This is a genomic window from Adlercreutzia faecimuris, assembly GCF_022669055.1.
Classification (GTDB): Bacteria; Actinomycetota; Coriobacteriia; order Coriobacteriales; family Eggerthellaceae; genus Enterorhabdus; species Enterorhabdus faecimuris.
On sequence record NZ_JAJMLW010000001.1, the window covers coordinates 1,114,347 to 1,128,208 of the forward strand.

A 13,862-nucleotide genomic window follows, 5' to 3' on the forward strand; every position below is an offset into this window, starting at 1 on the left:
GAGGCGCCCATGAAGCTCCCCAACCCGTCCAAGCCCGCGGGCAAGCCCCCGCGCCGTCCCTCGGTGATGGACACCGTCTCCATCCCGCCGGTGGAGGACGCCGTGGCCGCCTACGCCGAGGCCGACGGGCCGGTGTGCGCCCCGGGGCCCGAGGCCAGCGCCGCCGCCCGTGCGGTGGAGGCCGCCGACGGGCCCGACGCGGCCGCGCCGTCGGCCGAGGAGCTGCGCGCCCTCCGGTCGCGCCGCCGCTTCCTCGACGTGTGGACGCTCGTCGGCGCCATCCTGCTCACCGGCGTCATCGTCTACCTGCTCGGCATCCTCGCGGTGCCGGTGTCCATCGTCATCTGGACGGTCATCATCGTCTTCTGCCTGCGCGGCATGGTGGGCGGGCTCGAGAAGCGCGGCGTCAACCGCACGGTGGGCACGGCGCTCGCCTACGTGGCCATGGCGGCCGTGCTCGGCCTCATCGGCTTTCTGCTGTTCTCGCCGATGTTCGGCCTGAACGCCCAGTTCGCCGACCTCATGTCGTCCATCCCGCAGTACGTCGACGCGCTCACCACCTGGGGCAACGACCTGTACGCGCGCTACTCCCACGTCTTCGAGGACGAGACGGTCAAGCACCTCATCGACGAGGTGCAGGCCAACCTCACCTCCTGGGCGAGCGCCGTGGCCCAGGGCAGCGCCTCGGGGCTCGTCGGGGTGGGCACCGTCATCGCCAACGGGCTCATGGCGCTCGGCTTCGCGCTCGTCATCGCCTTCTGGATCCTCATGGAGCTGCCGGCCATCGGCCGGGAGTGCGCGCGCCTCATCGGGCCGCGCCACGTCCAGGACGCCGAGTTCCTCCACTGCACCTTCACCCGCGTGATGGGCGGCTACATCAAGGGCACCCTGCTCCAGTGCGCCATCATCGGCGTGGCCTGCGGCATCCTGTTCGCCGTCCTCGGCATCCCCAACGCGGCGGCCCTCGGCGGCATCACTGGCGTGCTCAACATCATCCCCATCATCGGCCCGTGGCTCGGCGGCGCCGCCACCGCCGTAGTCGCCGTGTTCGCGAGCCCGCTGGCCGCGCTCATCGCGCTGGTGGGCACCATCCTCATCCAGCAGTTCGTCTACACCTTCATATCCCCCAAGATCATGTCGAGCTCGGTGGACGTGCACCCGGCTCTCACGCTGATGGCCCTCATGGTGGGCTCCGCCCTCGGCGGCGCCATGAGCGGGCTGCTCGGCTCGCTCGTCGGCATGCTCGCCTCCATTCCCGCCGTGGCCGTCATGAAGTCGGTGTTCGTCTACTACTTCGAGAAGCGCACCGGCCGGCGCGTGGTGGCCGAGGACGGCGTCTTCTTCAAGGGCACCACGTCCGAGACCAGCGGAAACGCACCCGATCCCATGGCCGACGCCGTCTCGCCGCATCCCGACTCGACGGCCGCCATGGAGCGCATCGAGCTCGCGCGCGCCGAGGGGCGCCGCGGCCCCTTCGCCGGCTGGAGCATCGCGGCGCCGGACAAGGCGGCCAAGGGCAAGGCCGCGTCCGCGGGCAAGCGCGGCAAGAAGCCCCCGACCAAGGGCCGGCACGGCTAGCGCCCGCCCCGCGCTCCTCGCGCCGCCCGCGTCCCGCGCATCGCCCTGCACGTCTCGCGCCTGCCGCGCCCGGCCTCCTGCGTTTGCGCGCCCGTCGCGCCGCCCGCGCCCGGCGTCCCGCGGCCATCCCGCCCCGCCTTCCGCTGATCGCGCGGATCCGCGCCCGGCGGCCCCGTTCCGTACTATAATGTTCCGTCAGCGTGCCCGCCGCCCGGCGGGTGCCGCGCGTGTGGGAAAGCGGGCCCTTCGCGGGCCCTTCGCCATAGACAGGAAGAACGCCCATGGAATTCATGACAACCGCCGAGATCCGCGAGAAGTACCTCAGCTACTTCGAGGGCAAGGGCTGCAAGCGCATGCCGTCGTCCTCCCTCATCCCCGATGACCCGTCTCTTCTGCTCACGAGCGCCGGCATGGTGCAGTTCAAGCCCTACTTCCTGCAGCAGAAGCAGCTGGAGGAGCCCTACGTCGGCACCACCACCGTGCAGAAGTGCGTCCGCACCAACGACATCGACATCATCGGCACCACCGGCCGTCACCTGAGCTTCTTCGAGATGCTCGGCAACTTCTCCTTCGGCAGGTACTTCAAGAAGGAGATGTGCGCCTGGGCCTACGACTTCTCCGTCAACGTCCTGGGCCTGCCGGCCGAGCGCCTCTACTTCACCGTGTTCGAGGACGACGACGAGACCATCGAGATCTGGAAGGACCTCGGCGTGCCCGAGGAACACATCTCCAGGCTCGGCGAGGACGACAACTTCTGGCGCGCCGGCCCCACCGGCCCCTGCGGCCCCTGCTCCGAGATCTACTTCGACCAGGGCCCCGAGTTCGGCTGCGGCAGCCCCGACTGTGCGCCGGGCTGCGACTGCGACCGGTTCCTGGAGTACTGGAACTGCGTGTTCACCCAGTACGACGGCCAGGAGGACGGCACCCTGCTGCCGCTTCCCAAGAAGAACATCGACACGGGCATGGGCCTGGAGCGCATGGCCGCCATCATGCAGGGCGTGCAGTCCAACTACGACACCGACGTGCTGCGCAGCCTGGTGGGCGTGGGCGAGCGCCTCTCGGGCAAGGCCTACGGCGACGACCCCGAGGCCGACCTGGCCCTGCGCATCATCGCCGACCACAGCCGCGCGGTCACCTTCATGATCGCCGACGGCATCCTGCCCTCCAACGAGGGCCGCGGCTACGTGCTGCGCCGCCTGCTGCGCCGCGCCATCATGAAGGCGCACCTCATCGGCATCGAGGGCCCCTTCCTCAACGAGTACGTGGACGAGATCGTGCGCCTCATGGGCGACGTCTACCCCGAGATCGTGGAGAACCGCGAGCTTGAGCGCAAGCTCATCCTGTCCGAGGAGGACCGCTTCGGCGCCACCCTGCGCCAGGGCCAGAGCTTCCTGGAGGAGGCGCTCGCCAACCTGGAGGGCGACGTGCTGGCCGGCGAGGAGGCCTTCACCCTCCACGACACCTACGGGTTCCCCGTGGAGGTCACCCGCGAGATCGCCGAGGCCCGCGGTGTGACGGTGGACATGGAGGGCTTCGAGCGCTCCATGGCCGCCCAGCGCGAGCGCGCCCGCGCCGCCGGCGCCAAGGACGCCGAGGCCGCCTGGTCCACCTACGGCGGCGTCTACGCCGACCTGCTCAAGGAGCTGGGCCCCACCCGCTTCGTGGGCTACGAGGCCACTTCCGCCGAGGCCCGCGTGGCCGCCCTCGTGCGCGACGGCGAGCGCGTGGAGTCCCTGGCGGCGGGGGAGACCGGCGAGGTCGTCCTGGACGTCACCCCCTTCTACGCCGAGATGGGCGGCGAGGTGGGCGACACCGGCCTCATGGACAACGGCGAGGGGCACGTCTACGTGCTCGACACCAAGGCGCCGGAGAAGGGGCTCACCGTCCACTCCGTGCGCTGCGAGGACGCCCCCCTGGCGGTGGGCGACGCCGTGGTCGCCCGCGTGGACGCCCAGCGTCGCGCGGCCATCGAGCGCAACCACACGGCCACCCACATCCTCCACGCGGCCCTGCGCCAGGTGCTCGGCGAGCACGTCAAGCAGGCCGGCTCCTACGTGGGCCCCGACCGCCTGCGCTTCGACTTCACCCACTTCGAGGCCCTCACCCCCGAGCAGATCGCCGAGGTGGAGCGCGTGGCCAACCTGCGCATCATGGAGGCCGTGCCCACCACCATCTACGAGACCTCCCTTGACGAGGCCCGCGCCGACGGCGTGACGGCCCTGTTCGGCGAGAAGTACGGCGAGACGGTGCGCGTGGTGGCGGCCGGCGAGTTCTCCCGCGAGCTGTGCGGCGGCTGCCATGTGGGCAACACCGCCGAGATCGGCTTCGCGAAGATCACCTCCGAGTCGTCGGTGGGCGCCAACCTGCGCCGCATCGAGGCCGTGACCAGCTACGGCGCCCTCGCCTACGTGAACAAGGTGGAGGCCGAGCTCAAGGACGCCGCGACGGCCCTGCGCGTGGCCCCCTTCGACGTGGCTGAGCGCGCGGCCGCCAACGTCAAGGCGCTCAAGGAGCTCCAGCAGAAGGGCAAGCGCGCCCAGGGCGCCATCGGCGGCGACGCCGTGGCCGGGCTGCTGGCCCAGGTCCAGGAGGCCTCGGCCGGCTACCCGGTCATCATCGCCCGGACCGAGGTGAGCGACGGCGGCCAGATGCGCAACCTGTGGGATGTCGTGCGCTCGCGCATGGAGCGCCCGGGCGCGCTGGTGGCGGCTGCCGTGGCCGGCGGGAAGCCCGTGCTCATGGCCGCCGGCTCCGACGAGGCCGTGGCCGCCGGCTTCAACGCCGGCGCCGTCATCAAGGCCATGGGCCCGGCCATCCAGGGCGGGGGCGGCGGCAAGCCCTCCATGGCCCAGGCCGGCGGCAAGAACGCCGAGGGCATCGACGACGCCCTCCAGATCGCCCGCGACCTGATCCTCTAGCGCCCGCGCCAAGAGAGCCCCGAGACGCCCCGCCCGCCACCCGGCGCGCGGGGCGCCTCTCGTTATGCCAACGTCCGGTATAATCGTCCCACCTGCGATTATGCGAGGAGGAGACGAACCTATGAACAAGCAGCAGCTCGCATCCAAGATCTGGGAATCTGCCAACCGCATGCGCGGGAAGGTGGAGGCAAGCGAGTACAAGGACTTCATCCTTGGCTTCATCTTCTACAAGTACCTCTCTGAGCAGGAGGAGCAGTTTTTCCTCAGGGAAGGCATGGCGGCCGCCGACATGGTGCAGCTCACTGAAGAGGACGAGGACACGGTGGGGTACGCTCAGAACTACCTGGGCTATTTCATCTCCTACGATAACCTCTTCTCCACGTGGATTGCCGAGAGGAACGACTTCACCATCGCCCGCGTATACGATGCGCTCTCGGCTTTCAGCCGTCTTGTCAGCCCCAAGCGCAAGAGGCTGTTCGAGGGCGTGTTCGCCACGTTGCAGACGGGGTTGTCCAAGCTGGGAGACGCCTCCTCGCAAACGCGATCCGTGCGCGAGCTCATCCACCTCATCCAGTCCATTCCCATGGATGGCCGTCAGGGCTACGACGTGCTTGGCTACATTTACGAGTATCTCATCGAGAAGTTCGCGTCGAGCGCCGGCAAGAAGGCCGGTGAGTTCTACACGCCCCATGAGGTATCTCAGCTCATGTCCGAGATCGTGGCCGACCATCTCCGCGAGCGTGACAACATACGCATCTACGACCCCACGAGCGGGTCGGGCTCATTGCTCATCACCATTGGCGAGGCGGTCAAGCGCCGTATGGGCAATGCCGACGGCATCGTCTACTATGCCCAGGAGCTTATCCAGTCCACCTATAATCTCACGCGAATGAATCTGGTCATGCGCGGGATCAACGCCGCGAACATCTACGTTCGCAACGGCGATACGCTTGAAGACGATTGGCCGTACTTTGACGACGCGGATCCGTCGGGCACTTACGATCCGCTTTACGTTGATGCCGTGGTGTCTAATCCGCCCTACTCTCAGCGCTGGGAGCCGGATGGAAAGAATGTAGACCCGCGCTTCTCGAATTACGGCCTGGCGCCGCGATCCAAGGCGGACTACGCGTTCTTGCTCCATGACCTCTTCCACCTGAAGCCGTCGGGCATCATGTGCATCGTCTTGCCGCACGGCGTCTTGTTCCGCGGCGGCGAGGAGGGGCAGATTCGCCGGAATCTTATCGAGAACGACAAGATCGCGGCCATCATAGGACTGCCTGCGAACATCTTCTACGGTACCGGCATCCCCACCATCATCATGGTGCTGCGGCAGAACCGATCCGATAGCGATGTGCTCATCGTCGATGCCTCAAAGGGTTTCGAGAAAGATGGGAAGAACAACAAGCTAAGGTCGTCGGACATCAGGCGAATTGTCGACGTCGTTGACTCACGTGCGACAGTCGAGGGCTTCTCCCGTCTTGTCGGAAAGGATGAGATCCGCGAGAACGACTACAACCTGAACATTCCCCGCTACGTGGACTCCTCGGATCCGGTGGAGTCGTGGGATCTGTACGCCTCGATGTTCGGCGGCATCCCCCTTGCCGAAATCGACGCTCTGGATGGGTTCTGGCAGGCGTTTCCCGGCTTGAGGGAGTCTGTCTTCGGTTCCGATGATGGGCATTGCGCCCGTCTCGGCGTTGACGATCTTAAGGGAGCGGTTCTCGGTCATGGGGCGGTAAGGGCTTATTTCTCCCGCTATGACGAGGCCTTCGAGACTCTTCGTGCCGACGCTACGACAAGGCTTGTCGACAACTGGGAATCGGTCGATCCCTTGGGAGCCAAGGAAGAGCTTGCCGGCGAGATATTCGAGCGAATGGAGCTCTTCCCCCTGCTCGACAAGTACCACGCGTTCCAGGCGCTTGATGATGTGTGGGAGGCGGTTTCTGCTGACTTGGAGATGCTGCAGACTGAGGGGTTCGAGGCGGCGCGTAGCGTTGATCCGCGGCTGGTTATCAAGAAGAAGAACGGCAAGGACATCGAGGTCCAAGAAGGCTGGCAGGGGCACATCATCCCCTTTGATTTGGTGCAGCGCCTGGTTTTGGCTGACGACCTTGAGGCCCTGAGGAACTTGGAGGGCGATCTTGCCCGCGTGGATGGCGAGTGCGATGCTCTTGCCGAAGAGCTGCCCTCGGAAGAGGAGGGCGCGGCAGAGACCGAGCTAACCGAGGATGAGGTAGCGCAGAAGCAGGAGGAACTTGCCGCGCTGCAGAAGCGTCAGAAGGCGCTGAAGAAGTCGGTCAAAGAGGCGAGGGGGGCGCTGGAGCTCGCGACAGCCGAGGCGATGAAGGGCCTGTCGGACGCCCAGGTTCATGAGTTGCTGGAGCGGAAGTGGATCGATCCGCTCGTTGAGGCGTTGGAGGAGCTGCCTCGGAAAGCCGTCGATGAGTTGGTGGGGAAGATCGAGGGGCTAAAGGGCAAGTACGGTGACACCTACGCCGATGTGGCCCGACAGATTAGCGAGACGGAACGCGAGCTCGATGAGATGCTGGGCCAGCTCGTCGGAAGCGAATTCGACATGCTCGGCATCGCCGAGCTGCGCCAGCTCCTGGGCGGTGGACAGCATGACTGAGCAGCGTAAGCCGGAATCAACCCTCAAACCCGCCCTGCGATTCAAGGGTTTCACCGATCCTTGGGAACAGCGTAAGCTGGGAGACCACGGAATAACCTACGGAGGATTGTCTGGGAAGACGAAAGAGGATTTTGGCCATGGCGAGGCCAGATTCGTGCCGTATACAAACGTATTCGATAATCCCATTACGGATTCTCTCAGGCTCGAATCGGTTGAAGTAGATTCGAAACAAAACCAAGTGAAGCTAGGGGACGTTTTCTTCACGGTATCATCGGAGACACCCGAAGAAGTAGGAATGTCTTCAGCCTGGCTCTCCGACCAGCCAAATGTGTATTTGAACAGTTTCTGTTTTGGATACCGGCAGGATGGGTCTTTCGATTCTAACTATCTTGCGTATATGCTGCGATCGAAAGGTTTCAGGGAAGACATCGCGTTGTTGGCTCAAGGCATATCGCGCTTCAACATTTCGAAAAAGAAGGTCATGGAGCTTGATGTTCCTTTTCCTAAGAAGGCCGAGCAAACCCGCATCGGCTCCCTCTTCCGCAAGCTCGACTCGCTCATCACCCTTCACCAGCGTAAGGTTGATAAATTAAAGACCGTCAAACAATCGCTGCTCGACAGAATGTTTCCGAAAGAGGACGAGAGCGTCCCCGAGCTCCGCTTCGTCGGTTTCACCGATCCTTGGGAACAGCGTAAGCTGGGAGACCACGGAATAACCTACGGAGGATTGTCTGGGAAGACGAAAGAGGATTTTGGCCATGGCGAGGCCAGATTCGTGCCGTATACAAACGTATTCGATAATCCCATTACGGATTCTCTCAGGCTCGAATCGGTTGAAGTAGATTCGAAACAAAACCAAGTGAAGCTAGGGGACGTTTTCTTCACGGTATCATCGGAGACACCCGAAGAAGTAGGAATGTCTTCAGCCTGGCTCTCCGACCAGCCAAATGTGTATTTGAACAGTTTCTGTTTTGGATACCGGCAGGATGGGTCTTTCGATTCTAACTATCTTGCGTATATGCTGCGATCGAAAGGTTTCAGGGAAGACATCGCGTTGTTGGCTCAAGGCATATCGCGCTTCAACATTTCGAAAAAGAAGGTCATGGAGCTTGATGTTCCTTTTCCTAAGAAGGCCGAGCAAACCCGCATCGGCTCCCTCTTCCGCAAGCTCGACTCGCTCATCACCCTTCACCAGCGAGAGGTCGATATTCTCAAGAACGTAAAACAGGGTTTGCTCGATAAGATGTTTGTCTAGCGCTTACGCTGGCGATGGGAGGCTCCTATGGATCGCGAACGCGTGATGAAAGAGGCCATACACTCCGGGGAGATGGAGGGCGCCTATGTGTCTGCTGAGTTTCGGGAGGATGCGGACGAGTATGTCGCAGGGGAAATCTCCATCGAAGAGCTCATGACGCGCACCAAGCGTCGATGGGTTCCCAAGAAGAAGGCGTCTGCTCATGGAGCGTGAGTTCGTTGACCCTTATCTCGACCCCTCGTCGGGCGTCTTGCGCAACCTTGTCGGCGCCACCACCTACGACACGCTGAGAAACGCGGAGGGCGAGCTTGTGGCCATGCGCATGGGGCAGTTCCTCGAGGAGCTCCCCCTGCGTCCCACGGGATCCCTGGATGATTTCAAGGCCATCCATCAGTGGCTTTTCCAGGACATCTACGATTGGGCTGGTATCCCCCGTACCGTGGAGATCTGCAAGAACGCGGAGAATTCCGAGTTCTTTCTGCCGTCTGCCAATATCGGCATGGGGTTCTCCTGGTCTCAAGAAGAGCTCCTCAGGGACGGTGCGCTCAAGGGCCTTCCTCCGGATGGGTTTGTCCAGCGGTTGGCCTATCATTTCGATAACTACAACTTCATCCATCCGTTTCGTGAGGGGAACGGCCGCACTCAGCGCCTCTTCTGGACGCTTCTGTGTCACGATGCGGGCTATGACTTGGATTGGTGCCAGGTGAGCGGGGAAGAGAACGATGAGGCCAGTCGCGCCGCCGCGGAGGAAGGCGATCTGTCCGGTCTGGTGCGGATGTTCGCGCGCATCGCAAGGCCGACTGACCCCGCTTTGCCGATAAACCAGGGCCTCCTGAGGCTCTCTGACCGATAGCAGGATCTGCGGAAAGGATCTCCTATGGTGTTCGATAGCGAGGCGGCCTTCGAAGACGCGGTGGTTGAGGCCCTGTGCTCCTACGGCTGGGGGGATGCGGATGACGTGATCGTTCGTCCCACGGAGCAGCAGCTCATCGCCAATTGGGCTTCGATCCTCTTTGATCGGAACAAGCACCGTGATCGCCTGAATGACGTTCCTCTCTCCGATACGGAGATGGCGCAGATCATAGGCCAGCTTCAGACCCTGAGAACTCCGCTTGCCCTGAGCAAGCTCATAAATGGCGAGGAGATCATCATCACGCGCGACAGCGCCGACGACGACCTCCATAGGGGAAAGAACGTCGCCCTCAAGATCTTCGATCCCAACGAGATAGCCGGAGGAAGCAGTCGCTATCAGATCGTGCGGCAGCCGGTGTATGCCGCCAAGTCTAAGCTCGGTCACGACCGCCGGGGCGACCTCATGCTGCTCATCAACGGCATGCCCCTCTTCCATATCGAGCTGAAGAAGAGCGGTGTCCCTGTGAGCGAGGCAACGGGGCAGATTGAGAAGTATGCCAAGGAGGGGGTCTTCACAGGGCTGTTCTCCCTCGTTCAGATATTCGTGGCCATGAACCCCGATCAAACCCTCTACTTCGCCAATCCAGGCCCCGACGGCGCCTTCAACGAGAAATTCCAGTTCCATTGGGCTGATTTCAACAACAACCCCGTCAATCACTGGAAGAGCGTCGTGAAGAGCCTGCTGAGCATCCCCATGGCCCACCAGCTCATCGGATACTACACGGTAGCCGATGATTCCGACGGGGTGCTGAAGGTCATGCGCAGCTACCAGTATTACGCGGCGAGTCGGATATCGGATCGCGTGACGAAGGTCAATCGCGACGGACGGTGGGGCGAGCGCGGGCTTAAGGGCGGCCATATCTGGCATACCACAGGCAGCGGAAAGACCATGACGAGCTTCAAGTGCGCCCAGCTCATCGCCGCGTCGCGGGACGCGGACAAGGTTGTGTTCCTCGTGGATCGCATCGAGCTGGGGACGCAGTCGCTCGAGCAGTACCAGGCCTTCGCCAACGAGGATGAGAGGGTGCAGGAGACCAAGAGCACCGACGACCTCAGGGCAAAGCTAAGGAGCGACGACCCCGCCGATACGCTCATCGTCACCTCCATCCAGAAGATGGGGAACCTGGAGGCTGACGACTTGAGTGCCGCCGAGCTTGCCGTCATCAGGGCGAAGCGCCTCGTGTTCATCGTGGACGAGTGCCATCGCTCTACGTTCGGCAAGAACATGGAGACCATCCACAAGACCTTCCCGGCAGCCCTTCTGTTCGGCTTCACGGGAACGCCCATCCACGACGAGAACAACAAGAAGCTGAGCACCACGGTGGATGTCTTCGGCGATGAGCTCCATCGCTACAGCATCGCCGATGGAATTCGGGATGGAAACGTGCTCGGCTTCGATACCTATCTGGTCACCACCTTCCCCGATACCGACGTGCGCGAGGCGGTGGCCCTCGGCGAGGCGAAGGCGTCGTCGGTGGGCGAGGCTCTGGCCGATCCCCAGAAGGCGCGGGTGTATAACCTCTACATGGGGGAGCTGCCCATGGGGCCCTGGTATGATGAGGCGGGAACCCTGCGCCAGGGCGTGGAATCCAAGCTTCCCGAGGCGCAGTACGGAACGGCGGAGCAGACGGAGCCGACCGCCCACCAACGCCAGGTCGTGGCCGATATCGTGCGCCGGTTCCCCTTCCTGAGCAGGGATCGTAAGTTCCACGCCATCTTCGCCACCCATTCCATACCGGAGGCGCTCGATTACTATCGCCTTCTGCGTGAGGCTGACCCGACTCTGGCCGTCACGGTGCTGGTTGATCCCTCGGTGGACAACGAGCAGGGGCAGATCGATCGCGCCCTCATCAAGCAGGAGGCGCTGGAGGGGATCATCGCTGACTACAACGAGCGGTACGGCACCGATTACGACCTGCCGGGATGGGCTCGCTTCAAACTCGACGTGTCCAACCGGCTGTCTCACAAGCGACCCTACCTGGGCATCGACGGCAAGCCTGAGGAGCGCCTGGATATCCTCATCGTGGTGGATCAGATGCTCACGGGCTTTGATTCCAAGTGGGTCAACACGCTCTTCCTGGATAAGGTTCTGCGCTACGAGATGATCATCCAGGCTTTTAGCCGCACAAATCGCCTTTTCAACGAGAGCGAGAAGCCCTTCGGCAACATTCGCTACTATCGTCGTCCCCACACGATGAAGAAGAACATAGAGGAAGCGGTGGCGTTGTACTCAGGTGACAAGCCGTTTGGTCTGTTCGTTCCCAAGCTTGAGGCCAATCTCGTCACGTTGAACGAGACGTTCGACGCCATCAAGGCGGTATTCGCGAGCGCTGGGGTGGAGGATCTTCAGCGGCTTCCCGACGAGCCGGCCGCGCGTGCCAAGTTCGCGTCGCTGTTCCGTGAGCTCGACCTGGTGGTGGAGGCTGCCAAGGTCCAAGGATTCAGCTGGGAAGAGGACGTGTACGTCTTCGACGATAGCGAGACGCTCCTTGACGCCATGAGGGCCGAGGAGGCCCTGGAGAGCGGGCTGGACTTCGACGGCGCTGATGCTGTGGCGGTCTTCGTCGATCTCTCTGAGCGTGACTTCCTCGTGTTGGCTCAGCGATACAAGGAACTGTCGAGCCGTGCTCCTGGGGCGGAGGGGGACTCCCCCATTCCCTATGACCTGCGAAGCTATCTCATGGAGATAGACACGACCCGCATTGACCATGATTACATGAACGAGAACTTCGACAAGTGGCGCAAGCAGCTTGAGCTAGAGGGGCCAGATGCCGAGGCGACGGATTTGGCGTTGGCGGCGCTGCACAAGAGCTTCTCGTCTCTCTCCCAAGAGGAGCAGAAGTACGCGATGCTGTTCATCCACGACGTTCAAAGTGGGGATGCCTTCGTGGAGCAAGGCAAGACCTTCCGTGACTACGTGACCGAGTATCAGCGTCGCGCCAAGGACGAGCAGGTGACTCGGGCGTCTGAGGTTCTTGGCGTAGACCCCGCCTTGCTCTCAGCGCTGCTCGAAAGCGGTGCAAATGAGGATAACATCGACGAGTTCGGCCGTTTCGAGAGGCTCATGGAAACGCTCGACCGCCAAAAGGCACGCGAGTATTTCTCCGATCTGGAAGGATCTCAGATCCCGGTCTTCAAGGTGGGCATAAAAGCTGACAAGCTGCTAAGGGACTTCGTGCTAGAGGGCGGATTCGATCTGTAGGGGAGGGGAGTTCTTGTGGCGATAATAGACCTAAAGACGCTTACCATGCAGGTAATAAATGGCGATCCGGAAGGAATTAAGATTTGCCGCGTGGCCGGATCTACGCTGGTTACGGTTGTTGTCCCGCGTCAGATCCTTGGTGAAGCGAAGGCCCTTCCTGATATCCCTAAGCGCGGTATTTACTATCTGCTAGATGATATGCAAGGACGGCTTCGACGGGTGTACGCTGGCCAGACCGTTAAGGGGATTTTGCGCCTAGACGATCATAATAGCCGCAAAGAATGGTGGAACAAAGCTGTCATGTTCCTTGCGCCTGATAGCGAGTTTAGCATGGATGTTGTAAGCGGACTTGAGGCCCTTGCCATTCAATATATTAGGCGACACGGAGCTTACGAAGTGGAGAACTCCAACGATCCAAAGCCCTATATAGACCCCTATACCGAGGCTTTCATACATTCTCTCCATGATGACATTTTGTTCCGTATGACGTTGCTGGGGTTTGGACTTGATGCGATTGGTGACGAGGGGCATGCCGCCGTCGGTTTGTTTCACACGACGAGGCGTGGCGTGCGGGGAATTGGGCGATATGATGCCGCGGAAGGCACCTTTGAGGTGCTTGAAGGGTCGATGATTGACCTAGACAGGGTTCCCGGTTCGCGAAAAAGTCCCGTGAAAAGCCTCGTCGCGCTGAGGGAGGAGCTTGAGGGCGCCGGTGGCATTGTTCCCGGAGAGGGCCCACTCTTCCGCTTGGCAAGGCCGGTGAGCTTTACGAGCCCGAGTATGGCGGCGGATTTCGTTTTGGGAGGGAGTTGCAATGGTTGGACGGAGTGGGTGGACGAGGAGGGAAGAACCCTGTCCGATATCTTTCGAAGCACCCCTCACGCTGGTGAAGGGTGATGAGCGAGTCGAGGTCTCTCAAGAACGAGCCGATTCTGTGCTGTTCATGCTTGTTGGGCAGTAATGCCCCAATCTCTTTAAGCGTGCTTACCGCAAGACCGGGCTGTGCGGATTGGCCCGAATATTGCCCTAAATTCATACGACTAAGGAGATACACCAGAAAACCTGTATCGTTGCATTGATTAGCCTGGACGGCAACAGCATGCTCGGTAAAATATGCCTTACCATCAGCGCAATTAACATTTCCGCAGAGCGCTCCTTGTCGACCGATTAGTGCATAGAAACCCTCGTGGTTATAGCGATTCGTATAGCCCCTCAGACCGTTGCCGCCATAAACGGGATAATCTCCGTTTTCGGTTATTTCGACTGCGGAGACAAACTCGCCACTTTGAAATTCGGAAGTGACTTCCCCCAGCTTACGCTGTTCCCAAGAATGCGGTTCGATTGGGTATTATCCATGAGAAAATATCC

At 61.7% G+C, this 13,862-nt stretch carries 8 protein-coding genes and 1 pseudogene; 8 read left to right on the forward strand and 1 reads right to left on the reverse strand.

Annotated elements, in window-relative coordinates; translation table 11 throughout:
* Window positions 1-9: 9 nt before the first annotated feature.
* The 8 genes from LPT13_RS04230 to LPT13_RS04265 all read left to right on the forward strand — a co-directional run bounded on the left by LPT13_RS04230 (window position 10) and on the right by LPT13_RS04265 (window position 13,391).
* Window positions 10-1,578, forward strand: coding sequence for an AI-2E family transporter (locus tag LPT13_RS04230; protein WP_242163840.1), 1,569 nt, complete (start codon window positions 10-12; stop codon window positions 1,576-1,578).
* 281 nt (window positions 1,579-1,859) lie between these two features.
* Window positions 1,860-4,496, forward strand: a complete 2,637-nt coding sequence (gene alaS / locus LPT13_RS04235; protein WP_242163842.1) for an alanine--tRNA ligase — start codon at window positions 1,860-1,862, stop codon at window positions 4,494-4,496.
* 121 nt (window positions 4,497-4,617) lie between these two features.
* On the forward strand, window positions 4,618-7,125 hold the full coding sequence (locus LPT13_RS04240; protein WP_242163844.1) for a type I restriction-modification system subunit M: 2,508 nt from the start codon (window positions 4,618-4,620) through the stop codon (window positions 7,123-7,125).
* Window positions 7,118-8,380: a restriction endonuclease subunit S gene (locus tag LPT13_RS04245; RefSeq protein WP_242163846.1), complete on the forward strand. Its 1,263-nt coding sequence runs from the start codon at window positions 7,118-7,120 to the stop codon at window positions 8,378-8,380. The genes LPT13_RS04240 and LPT13_RS04245 overlap by 8 nt, the downstream gene beginning before the upstream one ends.
* A 27-nt stretch (window positions 8,381-8,407) precedes the next feature.
* The gene (locus tag LPT13_RS04250; RefSeq protein WP_242163848.1) at window positions 8,408-8,593 is read left to right on the forward strand and encodes an antitoxin VbhA family protein; all 186 of its coding nucleotides are present in this window, start codon (window positions 8,408-8,410) and stop codon (window positions 8,591-8,593) included.
* A complete protein-coding gene (locus tag LPT13_RS04255) occupies window positions 8,583-9,233 on the forward strand; it encodes a Fic/DOC family protein (RefSeq protein WP_242163850.1) in 651 nt (216 codons plus the stop codon). The genes LPT13_RS04250 and LPT13_RS04255 overlap by 11 nt, the downstream gene beginning before the upstream one ends.
* 24 nt (window positions 9,234-9,257) lie before the next feature.
* A complete protein-coding gene (locus LPT13_RS04260; protein WP_242163851.1) occupies window positions 9,258-12,494 on the forward strand; it encodes a type I restriction endonuclease subunit R, EcoR124 family in 3,237 nt (1,078 codons plus the stop codon).
* Window positions 12,495-12,509: 15 nt separating this feature from the next.
* Entirely contained in the window at window positions 12,510-13,391 is an 882-nt protein-coding gene (locus tag LPT13_RS04265) for a GIY-YIG nuclease family protein (RefSeq protein ID WP_242163853.1), read from the forward strand.
* Between the two features lie 43 nt (window positions 13,392-13,434).
* On the opposite strand, the pseudogene LPT13_RS11895 reads toward LPT13_RS04265, so the two are convergent.
* Window positions 13,435-13,836 (reverse strand): annotated as a pseudogene (locus LPT13_RS11895) (restriction endonuclease subunit S); the annotation flags it as partial.
* Between the last annotated feature and the right edge of the window lie 26 nt (window positions 13,837-13,862).